19 protein-coding genes are annotated in these 16465 nt (G+C 47.1%); 2 read left to right on the top strand and 17 right to left on the bottom strand.

The features are described 5' to 3' along the window. Positions 1-7 precede the first annotated feature (7 nt). The 13 genes from J1778_RS10930 to J1778_RS10870 form a co-directional block, all read right to left on the bottom strand. Complete coding sequence (locus J1778_RS10930; RefSeq protein WP_217173182.1) at positions 8-1039, bottom strand: TrbL/VirB6 family protein; 1032 nt, start codon at positions 1037-1039, stop codon at positions 8-10. A gap of 73 nt (positions 1040-1112) precedes the next feature. Then, entirely contained in the window at positions 1113-1388 is a 276-nt protein-coding gene (locus J1778_RS10925; RefSeq protein ID WP_217173181.1) for an EexN family lipoprotein, read from the bottom strand. A 10-nt stretch (positions 1389-1398) separates the two neighbouring features. After that, on the bottom strand, positions 1399-2118 hold the full coding sequence (locus tag J1778_RS10920) for a TrbJ/VirB5 family protein (protein WP_217173180.1): 720 nt from the start codon (positions 2116-2118) through the stop codon (positions 1399-1401). A gap of 23 nt (positions 2119-2141) precedes the next feature. Beyond that, on the bottom strand, positions 2142-4889 hold the full coding sequence (locus J1778_RS10915) for a VirB4 family type IV secretion/conjugal transfer ATPase (RefSeq protein WP_217173179.1): 2748 nt from the start codon (positions 4887-4889) through the stop codon (positions 2142-2144). Between the two features lie 11 nt (positions 4890-4900). Continuing rightward, a complete protein-coding gene (locus J1778_RS10910) occupies positions 4901-5179 on the bottom strand; it encodes a TrbC/VirB2 family protein (protein ID WP_032693650.1) in 279 nt (92 codons plus the stop codon). Further along, positions 5179-5826 carry a lytic transglycosylase domain-containing protein gene (locus J1778_RS10905; protein ID WP_217173178.1) on the bottom strand — a complete coding sequence of 216 codons (648 nt, stop codon included), beginning with the start codon at positions 5824-5826 and terminating at the stop codon, positions 5179-5181. The genes J1778_RS10910 and J1778_RS10905 overlap by 1 nt, the downstream gene beginning before the upstream one ends. Positions 5827-5894: 68 nt before the next feature. Then, positions 5895-6116, bottom strand: coding sequence for a hypothetical protein (locus J1778_RS10900; protein WP_024359933.1), 222 nt, complete (start codon positions 6114-6116; stop codon positions 5895-5897). A gap of 395 nt (positions 6117-6511) precedes the next feature. Then, positions 6512-6721: a TraR/DksA family transcriptional regulator gene (locus tag J1778_RS10895; protein WP_120150991.1), complete on the bottom strand. Its 210-nt coding sequence runs from the start codon at positions 6719-6721 to the stop codon at positions 6512-6514. Then, entirely contained in the window at positions 6711-7298 is a 588-nt protein-coding gene (locus tag J1778_RS10890) for a DUF2857 domain-containing protein (protein ID WP_163520588.1), read from the bottom strand. The genes J1778_RS10895 and J1778_RS10890 overlap by 11 nt, the downstream gene beginning before the upstream one ends. Positions 7299-7312: 14 nt before the next feature. Then, positions 7313-7507 carry an AlpA family transcriptional regulator gene (locus J1778_RS10885; RefSeq protein WP_009635172.1) on the bottom strand — a complete coding sequence of 65 codons (195 nt, stop codon included), beginning with the start codon at positions 7505-7507 and terminating at the stop codon, positions 7313-7315. Positions 7508-7645: 138 nt separating this feature from the next. Further along, a complete protein-coding gene (locus J1778_RS10880; protein WP_217173177.1) occupies positions 7646-8572 on the bottom strand; it encodes a hypothetical protein in 927 nt (308 codons plus the stop codon). Between the two features lie 220 nt (positions 8573-8792). After that, positions 8793-9986 carry an MFS transporter gene (locus J1778_RS10875; protein ID WP_024359931.1) on the bottom strand — a complete coding sequence of 398 codons (1194 nt, stop codon included), beginning with the start codon at positions 9984-9986 and terminating at the stop codon, positions 8793-8795. Between the two features lie 3 nt (positions 9987-9989). Next, a complete protein-coding gene (locus J1778_RS10870) occupies positions 9990-10694 on the bottom strand; it encodes a type 1 glutamine amidotransferase domain-containing protein (RefSeq protein ID WP_024359930.1) in 705 nt (234 codons plus the stop codon). A gap of 142 nt (positions 10695-10836) precedes the next feature. Here J1778_RS10870 and J1778_RS10865 point away from each other — a divergent pair, with 142 nt between their 5' ends. Together J1778_RS10865 and J1778_RS10860 are read left to right on the top strand one after the other, a co-directional pair. Beyond that, entirely contained in the window at positions 10837-11754 is a 918-nt protein-coding gene (locus J1778_RS10865) for a LysR family transcriptional regulator (RefSeq protein WP_032693554.1), read from the top strand. A 425-nt stretch (positions 11755-12179) separates the two neighbouring features. Beyond that, positions 12180-13082 carry a LysR family transcriptional regulator gene (locus J1778_RS10860; protein WP_015689822.1) on the top strand — a complete coding sequence of 301 codons (903 nt, stop codon included), beginning with the start codon at positions 12180-12182 and terminating at the stop codon, positions 13080-13082. Between the two features lie 38 nt (positions 13083-13120). Here J1778_RS10860 and J1778_RS10855 read toward each other — a convergent pair whose 3' ends face one another. The 4 genes from J1778_RS10855 to J1778_RS10840 are packed head-to-tail and all read right to left on the bottom strand — an operon-like array spanning position 13121 to position 16098. After that, positions 13121-14002: a polysaccharide deacetylase family protein gene (locus tag J1778_RS10855; protein ID WP_015689823.1), complete on the bottom strand. Its 882-nt coding sequence runs from the start codon at positions 14000-14002 to the stop codon at positions 13121-13123. 43 nt (positions 14003-14045) lie between these two features. Further along, positions 14046-14777, bottom strand: a complete 732-nt coding sequence (locus J1778_RS10850) for an HAD family hydrolase (protein ID WP_217173176.1) — start codon at positions 14775-14777, stop codon at positions 14046-14048. A gap of 4 nt (positions 14778-14781) precedes the next feature. After that, on the bottom strand, positions 14782-15357 hold the full coding sequence (locus J1778_RS10845) for a DJ-1/PfpI family protein (protein WP_024359927.1): 576 nt from the start codon (positions 15355-15357) through the stop codon (positions 14782-14784). A 21-nt stretch (positions 15358-15378) separates the two neighbouring features. Continuing rightward, positions 15379-16098, bottom strand: coding sequence for a cupin domain-containing protein (locus J1778_RS10840; RefSeq protein WP_217173175.1), 720 nt, complete (start codon positions 16096-16098; stop codon positions 15379-15381). Positions 16099-16465 lie beyond the last annotated feature (367 nt).

Raw genomic sequence — 16465 nt, 5'->3', positions numbered from 1 at the left:
GGGAGGATTAACGGTGACGCTGCTGATTCTGGCGTTTCATGCTTTCAATGGCGGTGGCACGTTTCTGCCAGGCGCTCACGGTTTTTCCCGCCCCTGCGGCAATGAACCTGCCGGTTGTCGCTGCTGCGGCCATGCCACCTTTGGCGGTCAGTCGGCCCCCTGCCTTTATGCCGGGTCTGGCTACGTCGGCAGATTTGCTCGCCAGCCCGTTCAGTCCGCTCATGGCTGCTCCCTGTAACACGGCCTGCACGGCGGCACCGCTCAGCGCAGTGGCTATTTTCGCTGAAAAATACACCACGACGCCTGCTGCAATCCCGGCCAGCAAACATTGCGCCGCCAGGGTCACCATATTGCTTTCAGCAGACGTTGCTGTGGCGGCATCCAGTATTGTATTCAGGTAGTTGATGGCGATCCGGACAGACAGGGCAGAGAACATGATCGTTAAGATTGCGGTAAATATTGTTTTCAGCCAGTTATCAAACATGGGTTTAAGAAAACCGTACAGCAGGCAGAAAATAAAGAGTGGGGCGGTGGTGGTCATTAACAGAATGGTGATTTCGGCGAGCAGGTTGACAAAGGTTGCAGCCAGTAACAGAACGATTGCACCGGCCCAGACCAGCACCTCGGCAAAACCGCCATTCACTTTAACGTAGGTAGAAGTGTCCAAATTGAACAGCGTTTGCCCCAGCGCTTGTGCCTTTTCCCACACCGTGTCGAGCAGTGCCCAGACATTATCATCGCCACTGATGCCGTCCTTAAGCCCTTCAATGGCCGCAATGATGGCATTTAGCCAGCCATCGCGGTTTAAAACGAAAGTGGTGATCAGCAACATGCGCCCCACATCCCAGACAACATCTTCAACCGGTGTCTGGAGTTTGCCGCCAAGCGTCTGATACCCGCGATACGTAATAAATAGGGTGAAGGAACTGACGATAATCACACTGATTAGGGTGCCGTAGGTAGAAGACTGACCTTCTAACACGGCATTGAGTCCATCCATGATGTTTTTGTCCATACCAACAAAAATACCACCGGACATGGTGCCTCTCATTAGTCAGGAACAGACAGGGGATAAAAACAGGGAGGGATCCCTGTTTTTGTTGGCGGGGATCTTACTGAGTGACGGATTTTCTTTTTTGGGCTTCCTGCTGAAACAGCGTCTCGAATTTTTCCCTGATGCCGGGTTTCCCTGTCTGGGCAAACATGAGTGCTGCCCGGTGTGCAAACTCGCAGTTGTCGCTTGCCTCACCATCCGTGAGGCATTGCGTATAGACTTTATAGGTTTCATCGGGATGTTCTTTATACCAGGCTTCTGATTTCGTCTCTTTACAACCGGATAAGAAGAGAATGCCTGACATGACGCATAAGGTTAATCCGGGGTTTAACATGTTAACCTCCCTATAAAGAGTTCAGATCAGCAACGGGCGCAGTTAATTGCTGTTGCTCAAAGGCTTTCTGTTTTTGCTGTTCCAGCAGCGTTGCTCGCTGTTCAGTTTGTTTGACTGACATCTCCCACTGGCTGGTCAGCGCATTCAATTGTACGCTTTTGGCCGCGATGGCGTTAGCCAGGTCCTGTGACTCTTTCGAATCCTGCGCATTAGCAATACGGTCTGATAAATCTGATATATCGTCGAGCGTGCCCGCGAATTTATTTTCAACCTCGGACGTATTTTCTATCGCTACAGCCTGATTCAGGATCGTCTGTTTGCAGCTGTCCAGATAGCGTTGTGAAGCGCTGGACGGGTTACAGGTATCGAACGTTTTATATTTGTTATACAAGCTATTAAGTTCAGACGAATATGACCCGCTTTGGTTGCTCAGCAGGTCATCCAGTGAAATACCGTTTTGACGAAGACTATCGATATCGGCTTTCAGACTTTTGGCCTCGCGGAGAAATGCCTGAACGTCCCGCACGCCCGTTGCTGTGGCTAATTGCTGCTTGTAGGCATCGAGTTCACTTCTATAGTGGGTGACGGTTTCCTGCCACTGCTGGAGTTTCTGGATCCACTGATTCATGGATTCGGTATTCTGTACGGCGTCGAATACCGGTATTCCGGCGCTCATCGCCTGGGTGGAAATAAACAGCGATAACGCCAGTATGATATCTCTGAACCGCATTTTCATTACCTCCGTCAGGATTATTACAGGGCTTGTTCAAGGAAGGCGGCTTTCCAGTCATCAGGCTGCATACCTTCCTGATAAAGGGTGTCGAACAGTTTCAGGTTGTCTTCGCTCCCGCTCAGCATTTTGGTAAGTTTCCCGAGACCCGCTAAATCCATTTTCGCCATCGCCACAAACGGTCGGGTTTCACCTCCACGTAACGGCGTTTTCAGAACCACCATGTCGCGCTCACCCGGATCGAGGTTTCTAACGATGTCGTACACGCTTTCCGGCACTTTCATCTTTTCCACGTAATCCGCCCGGCTGGCCTTCGGGTTGGCGAGAAAAATCTGCGTGCTGCACTGCTCGATAATCGCCGGGGCAATCGGGTGTGTGACGATTTCGTCAGGCGACTGGGTGGCGGGGACGAAGATGCCGTTGAGCTTGCGGATCACTTTCAGCATATTGAGCGAGAAGCGGGAAAATTCGACATCGGCCAGCCATTTCCAGAACTCGTCCATGAACATCACCAGCCGGCGACCATCCAGCAGGCTGGTGACGCGGTACAGCAGATAAAACGTGATGGGGCCGCGAATATCGTCATCATCGAGAAATTCCGTACCGTCGATACCAAAATTTTCGACGTCGCTGATGTTGAAGGTGTCCTCCTCATTGTCGAATACCCAGCCGAACTCGCCGCCCTGCGCCCACTGTTTAAGGCGAATACGTAGCCCGTTGATGCGGGCGTCGGGGGTTGGCGGCTCCGGCAGGACTTCCAGCAGCCGGGTGATACCGAACTTGCGGTATTCCGGCGGGTAGTCGAGCATAATGGTATCCACGGCGGCACTGATGCGCTCCTCATCGCGCGGATCGAGCGGCTTGCCGTTGCGGCCGCACAGCATGCGTACCAGCCGTTTGATAAAGCTGATATTCCGCCGGGTTGGGGCCAGCGAAAACGGGTTGAAACCGGTAGGCACGCCGGTGCGAATACGAAAATAACGCCCGCCCATCTGACGTATCGCCATCTCCGCCGCCCGGTCCTTGTCGAAATACACGGTAGTCAGTAGCTTAAGAGGGGCTGATTCAGAGAACGTCGCCGGATTGCGGTACTTCTGCATCAGTTGCTGCATGACGGTCATCAGCATCGTTTTCCCGGAGCCGGTTTTCCCGATAATCGCTGTATTACCCGGCGTTTTTTCGTTGAAGTCATCCCGCCCGCTCTGGCTGTCGTGCAGGTTCAGGTAATACCCGCCACCGCCAGGGGATTTGAGGATGGCGATGGCATCGCCCCAGGGATTGCCGTTCCGCTTGTGGGAATGAAAGTTGTGCAGGCTCGCCAGGTCGGCAAAGTTCTGGCTGCTGACGACCACCAGACGGGGGCGCAGCGTATACACCCCCGGCAGTTGCGCCAGGTACGCGGCGGGCAGCGACAGCGTGGACAGCGTTGTCATGATGCCGAGGTCGGCGAAAGGCTGCGCCAGCGCGTTGGTATCCTTCACCACCTGCTCGGGGCTGTCTGAAGATACCAGCAGGGAGAAGTGGTATTTCCCGCAGGACACATGCCCGGACTGGAGCAGGTCACGCAGGACAATCAGCTCTTCACGCTGTGAAATGGCGTCGTCATCCGCCGAATTCAGGCGCTTTTCCGCCAGGCGAATATGCTTCTGCGCCTCATCGCGGGCCATGCAGGTGAAGGACTGTGTCAGCACATACTCGCTTTCGGCATACAGCAGCGCGTCCAGCAGGCCGGTCGCGGTTTCCGGCGAATAATCTTTGATTTCCAGACTGCGGAAAAAACGGGAGCCGCCGACTGTCTGGCACTCGGCGGTGTCGGTGGTAAAAAAGACATCCGGCGTGCTTAATGTTTCATAAAACGGCGCACGCGTGACCGCCACCTTTTGCCACTGGCCGGTGAGCAGGCGGTGATAAAAGGACAGCTGGGCGGAATACACCCGTCCGTTGTCTTCATACATCCCCATCGGCGTCGCCGTATAGCGGGACAGCGCGGAAGCCAGTGCCTCCCGGTATTCCAGCATCACTTTCAGGGCATCATCCAGCGCCGCTTTGCGTTTACCGGACGGCTGCGCCTTCATGGCCTTTTTCTCCAGCGGAGAGAGGGGCGCGTAGCAGAGGGTGAAAAACAGCCGGTGCCGCCAGAACGGTTTTTCGCTGATCGGCTGGTAATACAGCCGGGTCACTTCATCAGAAAAGGGAATGCCTGAATTCGCGTCAAAGACATCGTGGTACTTTTCCCGGATACGGTGAAGATAGAAGGTAACCGGCAGACCTTCATACCCACGAATCACGTTATTGAGATGCGTCGCCATTAACGTCAGATGATGTTCGTCCTCGCATTCAAAAATGGTGCCCTCCAGCTCCCAGCTGGCTACCAAATCACCCTGGCGGTTTCTGATGACGTGCGGGTGAAGATGGGAGGAATACGGAATGTATTTATCCAGCGTAACGTGCTCGTTTAACTTCATTTTTTCAATAAACTCCGAGACGTCGACGGCGTCATAGCGGTTTGCCAGCAGGGCATTGGCACCAAAATGTTTATTGGTGCCAAAACGGCCACGGGTTTTAAAGGCCAGCCAGAGCAGCCCGAAATAGTGAATATCGGTTCTGGCCTTTCCCTTCATCTCCAGCCAGGCGGGAATAAGCAGTAATATCAGGTAATAGCTGACATAGACCGCCAGCAGGACGATGGCCCCGCTGACCATCACGAACGGCACGAGGGGAATGCCGGCTATGGCGGCAGGTCGCGTCAGCGCTTTGTTCAGCGTAGCCATCGTTACCTCCCTTATGACGCCCAGTAGGCACCGAAACCTGATGCACCGACGATAAGGATGGCGCCAATGATGACGTTGCGCATGTCATGCAGGCTCTTGCCGTCAAATAAGACTTTGTATCCTACCCACATGGTGGCCAGCGTGATGGTGACGGCGGCCAGTCCGAGCAGGCCGGTGGAGGTGTTACTCAGCGTCTCATTGGCTTTATTAAATCCGCTGTCTGCTGCCAGCACCGGGCTTGCCATTAACAAGGAAGAGAGGACGGTCCAGTCATACTCTTTTCTTTTCATCATTGTCCCTCCTGGGGGCCGGGAATGGGTAACGCGCCGCGTATAACGGCATTGGGGTAGCGTAGGGATGTCAGAACTGGCGTGGCGTTATCGGTAAGCTCGCCACGCAAGACGGCGGTGGGGTAATGGATTTCCGGCACGAGCTTTTCGGCGGGAGGTAGCTGCCGGTCTTCCTGCGTTGACGGCACGGCGTAGCCGATGCGCTGGATGTAGCTGGTCTGGTTAAATGTAGATTCCGGCTGTTGGCCGGTCGTGAAATTTCCTGAGTAGTAGCAACTGAGCGCACGTTTGAGGGAACCGCCGCGGCGGTAGCAGTCGGTGAGGATGTGCTCAAACACGGACAGGTTGGTACAGGGGGCAAGAAGGTCACGGGCGGTCACGCCGTAATGACGGAAATTGGTGCTGGTGATTTGCATCAGCCCGACCGAATAACGTCGGCCCTGTGCCGCCAGCCGTCCGGTGAGACTGACGGCCTCATCCTTGCTTGTGGGGAAATGTGAAGTCACGCCTTTGCCACCGGGCAGAATTTCAGCGATGGCATACGGATTCAAACCGGATTCGACCCGCGCCACATCGAGTGCCGTAGACGGGTGAACGCTGGCGGCGCACTGCATCGACAGCGTAAGAAAGGCTGTGGTGGATAGCATGGTGGTCTCTTAACAGTCAGCCCGGCGGGTGTATACCAAGCCCCTGCCGGAGGAAGGTCAAAAGCGGATTAAGCAGAGGCGGTATCCTGCGAAATGCCGCTATCTTCTCTGGGTTCAAGCAGCACCAGCTTGCCGGAGACAGCAATACCGGGTGTCAGCATGATATTCAGGCCAGACTTACCGTTATGAGCGAACGCCACGCCAACCCTGGTCCAATACGTGTTTATTTCGCCCTGTGCATCGGGTTGACTTTCCTGGGTGACAAATACGTGATAAATGGGTTTTCGCATGTGGCCTCCTCTAATAAAAACAACGATGAGTTAAATAAATGTCACATCCCAATTCTGCATTCCGGTTTTAACGGGTCAGCGAGAACATTCAGCGGCACCCTGAATTGTGGTTATGTGACAGCCCGAACCTTATTTTTAAAGAACAATACCCGTTCCAAGCGAATTAACGTCAATACGGGTAACTATTATGTAATGACGTCTTCATGATCAGATATCCGGGGCGGTATATAAACGATAAATTCAAATTTAAAATGAGAGATAAATTAACGGTGGAGAGGCTAAAAACTCTGCGAGGAATAAAAGGAAGTGAAATAGTTAATAAAGACGACTGTGGATTTATAGTTAATGATAGAGACATGCAGGGGAAATATTCCTGCATGTCTCTGTGACCATTATTAACGTCTTCGGCGTTCAAGTTTTTCCTGACATTCCGTGCAGGTGGTTATGCCCGGCAGTGCCTGCCGTCGCTTTTCAGGAATGGGCTTTCCGCACACACGGCAATTGAATAATGATGGTGTAGACCCTGGCTTAAAACGACTCTGTTCAATCATCTCTTCCAGTCGTTGCTCATTAAATTCCTGATCGCGGTCGATCTCATCCGGCATGTGTGGCCCTCCGGTCTGACGCCTCCTGTTCGCAAAGTGCGATACGCTTCCAGACGATGGTCAGTGATAACCCTTCGACTTTCGCCAGCAGGGTTTGCGTTACCTGCATCATGGCGGCCAACGCATCGGTCGATTCCAGGTTGGCCACCCGGCATTGTTGCCATTGCCGCCAGATGGCCGCATCCGTCTCTTCGTCCGGTTCTGGCGTCCGGCCATAAGGCACACGGACGCCCAGTAACCGGCGACGAAGGCAAACTTCGTTGGAGGTGAGGCCAAAATACTTATTGAGGAGCGCAATTGACCCGCCGAGCCGGATGGCATGATTGATACGTTGCTGCTGCAGAACCTCCTCACGGGATTTAGCCAGAAGCAGGTGTAATGCGTCGTGATGAACCGTCACAGCCAAAAACTGCGCAGACTCCCGACTGATGATAAACAGCTCGTCCAGTGATAATTGGTTGAGGGCATTCATTTCGTCGAAAGTGAATCCTAGCGATTCACAGTAACGAATGTTGCCATCCTTCAATGCATGCAGGGCATCGGTTAATACGGCGTAATTAAGTGATGGGATAATCATGGTATTTTCTCCCTTCAGCCTATTGAGCGGCGGACTAATTTAATATTGATCCATTCGTCAATTTCCGATTCGAGCCAGGCGACACTGGCCGGGCCAATCTTGATTGAGCGGGGGAAGGTGCCGTCTTTCATATACAGATAGATTTGAGAGCGCTTCAGGCCCGTTTTTTCCTCAACCTGTTTCAGACGTAATAACTGATGAGATGTCACGTTATTCTCCTGTGGCAGATATAGCGCTAGCCGGGAGATAACACGACAACACAAAGTCGTGGTGTGGAGAAAGTTGATTAGCCCGTATTACGGGAAATACAATCCTTAATACGGGTTTTCATAGCGAAGGGCATCATCTTACTTTTGTGTTGGCAGGGAAGGGGGCGAGCCGCGCTCAAGCGCAGTCTTGAGCGTGTCGCCACTGAATCGATCGGTAATGCCTTCCTCAGATGCCCATTGTTCAAAAATGGACAGTAGTTTATACGGTTGCATGATTAACGGACTGATAGTTTCATTATTTTTGCAGGCAAGCCAGAAGAGGCGTGATAGAGGGGTGGATATCCGAGTTGGAGACGGTTGAAGTATTTCTTTTTCGATCGGTTTGTTGATCAACTTATCAAGTTCACTTTTTCTGAGGACAAAGCAGGCATCACTCGGTAATTCAGGCATAGGAAAATAATATTTATGCGAATCTTTCTTTGTAGCGTTTAGTATTATATCTTCGTAATCATCTGATGAAATATCTTTAGGTAGCCTTTTTACGTGTCGTTCGATTCTTTCATGCCATGTCATCTTTTCGAAAAGTTGAAACGATTCCCCCAATAAACAGACGGTAATACCATAATTATTCGACTTTGCTCCTGTTACAGGTGATGGTATCTTTAATGAATGTGCAAGTAAACGCTGTATAAGGACATATTCATAGCCGAGTAATGTTGTGTCAATGACTCTTTGTACAGGGTGGATATATCTTCCTTCAGTACTGAAAGTTAAATTGTTCTCGTTGACAAAGGAACTTTCGGCAGGCATGAATGATTTCATCGTTGACGAATTTTTTATTGGTCTTAGCTTTAATTTATGATTTCGTGATTTAATTTTCCTCAATATTACTGGGGATTGAAAATATATTGAAAACCGAATTTTCCCTTGCAGAGCAAATCGATAAAAATCACTTTTTCTTATTTTACACCCATTCAATGCATTGAGAAGTCTTACCGCCTCCCTTATAGTTATCCAGTCTGGAATTCCATCTCTAATGTTTAGGCAAGTTGGATTGTCTGACATAATACATCTCCTTTCACACAATGATATTGCTGATGAATTTCGCTGTGTTTTTGAAAGATGTTTAAAATTCTGATTGATATGAAATAGATCAGAATGACATGGGCTGATTTTATAAAATAAAAAATAACCTATGTTTGGTTGTGACATTTTTCAAAGAGGTAAAATAAAATGGCTCAGTGATTTGGTGTTCACTGAGCCATTTTAAATGCTATGTGTACTATCAGGAGTAATCGGAGGTGGTGCGTCTTTTATTAGAATTTATTTGTAATAACATCCATAAAATACCAACGATTACTACTCCGCCTCCAACCCAAGTAGGGCTTGTAAGACCAGTAACATCCAGTGCTACCCCCCCCAATAGCGACCCTAATGCAATTCCTCCGTTAAAACCGGCAATATTCAGTCCTGCTGCCACAGCTGGAGCTTCAGGTGCATGTATGTGAGATAGCCCTATCACTCTTGCTTGCATTGAGGGGACCGCTGCGTATGTCAATGCTCCAAGCAACCCAATAAACAGTGCCATTAACATTAAGGATGAGACAGAGAACCACATAGCAAAGAGGACGATCGCCAGACCAATAAGAATTGTCATCACGGCACGATCTGCACCTTGCTTGTCAGTCAGGCGACCACCCCAGACATTCCCGATAGCGGCCATCACGCCGTAGACCAACATAAGCAAACTACTCGTACGCTCGTCTACATGCGTTACCTGAAGTAGAATCGGGGAAATATACGTATACAGGGCAAAAGATCCTGCATAGGCCAAAACTGTAATTCCTGCTCCCGCAAGCAGTAGTGGGTTGAACATGGCTTTTAAACCGTCCATGGCATTTGCTTGCAAGGAGGGATCATTTTGATCCGTGGGCATCAGCATTGCCAATCCAATGAAACCGATCGCTCCACTTGCCGTTACTGCCATGAATATAGACTGCCAACTCAACAGACTACCGATGTAGGTACCAAGTGGTACGCCTAATGCCAACGCAATTGTAAGACCGCCAAAAACGACCGAAACAGCGGCGCCAGCACGATGTCGCCCAGCCAGTTGGGTTGCCACACTTGAAGCAACAGCAAGAAACACTCCGTGCCCTAAACCGGAAGCAAATCGTGCAATCAACATAGGCGTTAGGGACTCAGACGCACCGACGATACCATTGCCAACTGTAAACAGGCCCATAGCAACAAGTAATAATCTTTTACGAGGCCATCGTGTTGCCAACGCAGTTAATCCCGGAGCACCAATTACGGCACCGAGGGCGTAGGCTGTCACCGCTGTACCTACATGACTGACACTGACGTTTAGATCAGCTGATATCCTGGAAACTAAGCCGATCGTGACAAATTCAGTGAATCCCAAAGCAAAAGCGCAGAGTGCAAAGACATATATAACAAAAGGCATGCGTTCTTTCATAACTCAGGCTCTTCTATTTTCAATAGAAGCCAACAAAGGCAGCATTGCCTCAGCGACTCCTTTTGCGGAAGCGGGATTCTGTCCGGTCACTAATCTCTCGCTGACAATCACCTGTGGCTGAAAATTTGCGGCTGCAAGATGCTCAGCACCTCTTTGCTTCAGCGTGTCTTCAAGTAAGAATGGAACAATGTCGTACAACCCTACAGCACGTTCTTCATCGTTGGTAAAAGCTGACACCTTTTTGCCCGCAACCAGATATTCATTATCGGAAAGCCGAATATTCACCAATCCGGCGGGGCCATGACAAACCGCAGCGACAACGCCACCCTTTTCATAAATTCGTGATGAAACACCCGCCAACTCTATATTGTCAGGGAGATCCCACATCGTCGCATGCCCTCCTGCATAGTAGACGGCGTCATAGACGTCAGGATCAATCTGCGAGGGTTTTAATGTGGTTTTAGTTGCCTCGCGTAAGGAATCATTATTCCAAAAGGAGGCGTTAACCGGATCGCTGAGGTCTAAACCGTCAACATGTGTCTTGCCTCCCTTGGGACTCACGAAATCAATTTCATATCCTTCTTTTGTGAGTACATCGTAGGGGTGAGACACCTCAGAAAGATAGAAACCACTGGGTGCGGCATCTTTACTCTCGGCTTGACCTTTACGGTCATGGCTGGTCAATACAAACAGGATACGTTTGGGCATTTTAACTTCCTCTATATGGGGGGACTTAAAGCAAAATTCTTCTGACTGCATGCGACATAACAGACTTGTCATATTGAGTCTTATTGTGGAACAATCTATTTATCCTTTAAATAGACCTAAACGGACAAACACTTACCCCAAAATGAACAAAATAAACTTGAGAAATGACGACCTTGAAGTGTTTTTACACGTCGTCGACAGAAACAATTTCTCTGCCGCAGCACGAGACCTACAGATACTCCCCAAGATGGTGAGCAAGCAGATAGCCAGGCTGGAAACTGCACTTGGCACTACACTTTTTGAAAGAAACACCCGTAATCTACGTATTACAGACGAGGGCAGAGCTATAGCTGAGAGGGCTCGCGTAGCGTTGGCCGTTCTGGATGAGATGAAGGAACTTTCCCGAGGGGATAGTGAGGAGTTAAGCGGAAATATTCGTTTGACTGCGCCCGCACCGTTTGGCCGAAAATATGTTGCTCCTGCGATCGCTGCATTCTGCCAAGTACATCCGAGGGTGGGCTTTGATTTAAGGTTATCTGACCAAATCCAGGATCTTTACAGTGGTGATTTCGATCTGGCTATTCGTATGGGGGATCTGGCTGATTCTCGCCTTCTGGCCAGAAAAATAGCAAATAATAGACGTATTCTCATCGCATCGTCCGAATATCTGAAGAATCATCCACCCATTGAGCGACCAGAAGATCTTTTAAATCACAACTGCTTAGTATTCGCTTACCCGGGTTTTTTACACAATTCATGGACGTTACGTAAAGCCGGTCATGAAAGAAGCATCAGCGTTACTGGCAACCTTATCAGTGACAACGGAGACGTATTGCATGCCTGGAGTTTGGCGGGGCTTGGCATATCTCTTCGAGAAACTTGGGATATTCATGATGAATTGAGAGCTGGGAAACTTTGCCGAGTTCTGCCTGATTGGGAAGCAAACACATCTCAGATCAGTGTTGTCCGGGCGCGGCGAGAACCAATACCCCGTAGGCTAAGTGTATTTATTGATTTCATGACTGAAAAATGGAAACGGGCACCATGGGATGATGATTAATGTTCCGAGAGGTAGTCCGAACCGGTCTAAAAGAAGCTAACCGCTTCGCTGACCAACGGAATTTGTGATAACTCGATTTGAGTTGAGGTTGTCAACGTTAATAGATAAAAATACAATGATTGTTTAGTCAATTTAAAGGTTTAGCGACTATCACTCCCCAGAGTATGTAATAGAAGACAACACGCCAATCCGAATCTCATGGCATGCTTGAAACCTTAATGCCAACCAGTATAACGCACGTTAAATATAGCTATATCAATGGGTTATCTTGATATGTTCTATCCTTGCCCTATAAAATCCTTTAATTGTTAAAATAAGTTAATATGTATAGAAGCATTAACGGAACATGTTTATAACATAATACTGTGCAGGCTTTCGATTTTATGTCGTAATCGGAGAGCTTCAGGCTCTTAAGGATGCGCAGTATGAGCTATCTGGTTCAGTTACGAAGTTTTGTTGAAGTATACAAAGCTGGTTCGATTTCAAAAGCGGCAATGCGGTTGGGCATAAGCCAGCCTGCAATGTCTGCCCACATTCATTCACTTGAGGCTTTTACCGGGTGTGTTCTCTTTACTCGTCGTTCACATGGTGTGGTGGCTACAGTGGATGGGGAGGAATTGGCGAGATTGGTGGCTTCAGATTTAGAAACGATTGAACTGAAGTTGTCGATGCTTAGATCACGTACAAGAAAGTCCTCGGGGACAGTATCTTTCATCGGGCCAGCAGAATTAATGTGGTCAAAATTACCGTACTTGGTGAAAATATTATTCAATGAAGGTATTAAATTTAAAGTTTTGACAGGAAATAGGAAGCGCATATACAGCTGTCTTCTGGACGGAAGTTGTCAACTAGGTTTCACAACTTCTATGCCGGATAAACAAAAATTTGGATATGCTGAAATTGGAATGGAAAAGTTAATAGTTGTGGTAGCGTCACTCATAGCAGACAACTTCAAAGAAAACGAGGACGTGATTGATACGCTGTCGAAGCTTCCTCTAATAGCTTACGATGAACAGTTACCCTTGATAAGGGAAGTTTTCCAGGATTCTTCGCGATTTTTTGCACTGCTTCGTCCGTCTATTACTGTACCGGATTTGCGGATTTTAGAAAGAATGATCCGAGAAAATATTGGTTGGACTGTGATGCCTGAGTATTTATGCGCCCAAAGCATAGCAGGAGGTCAGATCGTTGAAGTGAATGTCCATGAGAGACTCCCTATAAATTCAATCTATTTGGTATGGATTGATAGCTCATTACGTAACCCACTCGTTTCAGGAATAAGAGACAGAATTCTCGAACTATCAAAAAATAGCGGATTTATGGTTTGAGATACATAAAACAGGCAGCCTCATCGGCTGCCGTGTCATTATTTTATCCGTGGAGATCGCTTGGCAAAGTCATCTGCAATGTCATTCAATTTTAGGAATTTCACCCCTGGATGACCAAGCATATGAGTTAAGAGGCGTTCGAGCATCATTAATACGTGCGGGCGTCCAGATACGTCCGGGTGAATCGTAAAAGTAAAGATCGCATATTCATGCTCACGGTAGACCCAATCGAATTGATCTCTCCACAACTGTTCGATGTCCCTGGGATTCATGAAACCTTGGCTGTTGGGTTTTGTTTTCATGAACATGAAAGGAGGAATATCGTCGATTGTCCAACTGGCGGGTAATTCAATAAGGTCCGTCTCTTCTCCGCGTACCAGCGGTTTCATCCATTCGGTCGGTGTCTTGGAATAATCTATCTTGGTCCAGGAATCACCTTTCCTGACATAATAAGGCTGATGATCATGATGCATTAGTGAATGGTCATATTTGATGCCATTTTCTAATAGAAGATCTGTGGTTACAGGAGAAAATTCCCACCATGGAGCGACATACCCAGTAGGTCTCTTCCCTGTTAATTTTGTGACCATGTCAATGCCTTTTAGAAGGACTTCTCTTTCTTGGTCAGGCGACATAGATATTGGGTTTTCATGACTGTAATTATGAACCCCTACCTCATGTCCAGCATTGACAACTGCTTCCATTTGCCGAGGAAAGGTTTCGATGGAATGACCAGGCATAAACCAGGTGGTGGGGATATTAAACTGGTCAAATAGATTCAGAAGACGTGGAGTACCTACTTCGCCAGCGAACATACCGCGAGATATATCGCTTGGAGAATCTTCTCCCCCATAAGAAGATAGCCAGCCTGCAACGGCATCTACACCCACTCCAAAACCACATAGTATTTCTTTCGCCATGAGTTATTACTCCTCATACAGAAAAAATTGAAATAATATTGCGTTAAGAGGTTTTCTTGACTAATTTCAAGAGATCCTCGGTATCTAATTCATTAATTCCTTTTTGAAGTGCCATTAATTTATGCTCAGGGATGTTGTATCCCCAATTAGCCCAAAATGATTGAATGCCATGATCTAATGCATCAATAACATTTTGGATATTGTCATCAATAAATAGAATATCCTCGTTTTTATCGAAGGCTATTGATTTTAGCAAGGTAAGAGTCTTGTTTTTGTCAGTCATCCTCCCATATATTTTATTCGCGGGTATGTTTAAACCATATTTACTTAGAATGTATAATATAGACTCTTCATCCTTTCCTGATACAATATAGATATCATTAGCTGTTTCAAATAAATTTGAAACATCCAATAGCGGACGGTGTAGTTCAGCCCAAAAATCAGGGTAGAGACTTCTTGCCAGCTTCCTATAATGGATGAACTTATCCCTGAATATTTTCTTATCTTCAGTTGGAATTGATTCATATATAGCAGTGAATCTGTCATTATCTATAGCTTCATTACCAAATTCAGTGAATGAGGCAATAAAGTGACCGTCATGGCGTACAAAATTCCTTAATTTCCTGAATCGTTTAGCCATCAGGCGTGGGATGTTTTGAAGTACATCTTGGTTAAAATCACTGAGAGGTTTGTCATGTAATACATTCCATGTAATTAGCATGCATTCGTCTACTCCATCAACCACGACCCCGTCGAAATCCATTGCTATTAACATCGAATTATACCACCAGCGGTTCTTTAAGAGTTTCGCCGCGCTTCCATCTATCTATTGCATCGAATGTCTGACGCATAAATTTTCCACATTCAGCATAATAGGAGCAAGTTATGATATTCCCGTCGACAACTACATCTGCTTCAATTACATTGGCGCCGGAATTAACCATATCGTCTTTCAGACCAACATAAGCGCAGGTGAGTTTGTCTCTTAGAATACCGGCAGAAATCATAATCCAGGGACCATGGCAGAGCCCAGCCACAACTTTCCCCTGTATTACCATCTGCTTTAGAAAATCTTTAACTCTCTGATCTTGGCGAACTCTATCAGGCGCTTCATGACCGCCAGTGAGAATAACAGCATCAAAATCAGTGGCGTTGAGTTGATCAAAATTAATATTGTCTTTGGATCTTTTATCCATAGGAACAGTGATGCCATATTTCCCTGTCACTGCACTTCCATCCTTTGTTGCAATAGATATATCGTATCCTTCCTCTTTAGAACGATAGTAAGTATAAACTACATCGTGATCCTGAAAACCTGGACCAGTGATTATCACTACTCGTGTCGGATTAGACATGTTATTTTCCTTCTTATTGCGTTACGGGACGTTAATTAAAAATACAGTCTGACCACAGTACATTTCTGAGATGGCATCTTTAGCTCGTAGGATATGGATCTTTCCCATTAGATGGCTTTTTACATCTAATGAAATAAAAATAAAATCATCCTCGTCATTCAACATTTTTCTATCAAGATTTTTGACGGAAAAGTATGCTAATTTGTGTAGGTCATGTTCTCTGATCAATGTGCCTGCAGCTATCTGTTGCAAAGGAGGTAAAAGATCATGTTCCTGTGATTTCTTTTCATATGCCATATTTTGCCGGCCATAATTATCTTTAAGTCTGAGTAAGTCGAATTTGTTTCTTGGATTTTCAACTTCGATTAATTCGATGCCTGATTTTCCCGAAATAGTCTGATGGAATACACCTTTTGCAATATATATGCTGTCCCCAGATTTTAACGCCTGATGTGTACCATCAAGAAATCTGGTCTCGCCATCACCATGTAGGCATATAAGGACGGTGTCTTTGAGTATATGACAATGCATTGACGTGGATTGATTCTTTGATATATGAAGGCGCCATACATCAAAAATAGAATCACAATAAACTCTATACTCATATCCCCATGGTTTTTCTATGAATCCATTGAGATGTAAGTCTTTCTCAAATGACTCACCATTATTTGAAGTTGAAAGTAGAATTTTGTTTATTTCAAGCAAGTCATATACATTTGGAGTCCGGTTGTGGATTTCCATATGGTCGCTCCCCCGCTAATTGAATTGCTGAATGTTGATTTCACTTCGGTCAATCGTTCTGTGATTTCAGTCTATAACGGTTATTTAGTACGAGAGAAATAACTTTTATGATGATTGCCTATATTGTTTCTTTTGATCAGTCCTTCATACTCAATAATTACTGAAAACTATGCTTCTATACTTGGGTACTGTTAAAGATGCATAGATTCTATGCCGTCAGGAGGTCATAGCTCACAAGCGATTAAGATGCTTAGCAAGATGCCGAACTCGGACGTCAGCACGATACATCGCATAATGTAGATATCGCAGCGTTTACGTCCCTGTTTGTAGCTCTATCTTAAGAAGTTGCCCCCATAGTGGTAGACAA

The sequence above is a fragment of the Rahnella bonaserana genome, assembly GCF_019049675.1.
Taxonomy (GTDB): domain Bacteria; phylum Pseudomonadota; class Gammaproteobacteria; order Enterobacterales; family Enterobacteriaceae; genus Rahnella; species Rahnella bonaserana.
This window is presented reverse-complemented; position numbering and strand designations above follow the sequence as displayed.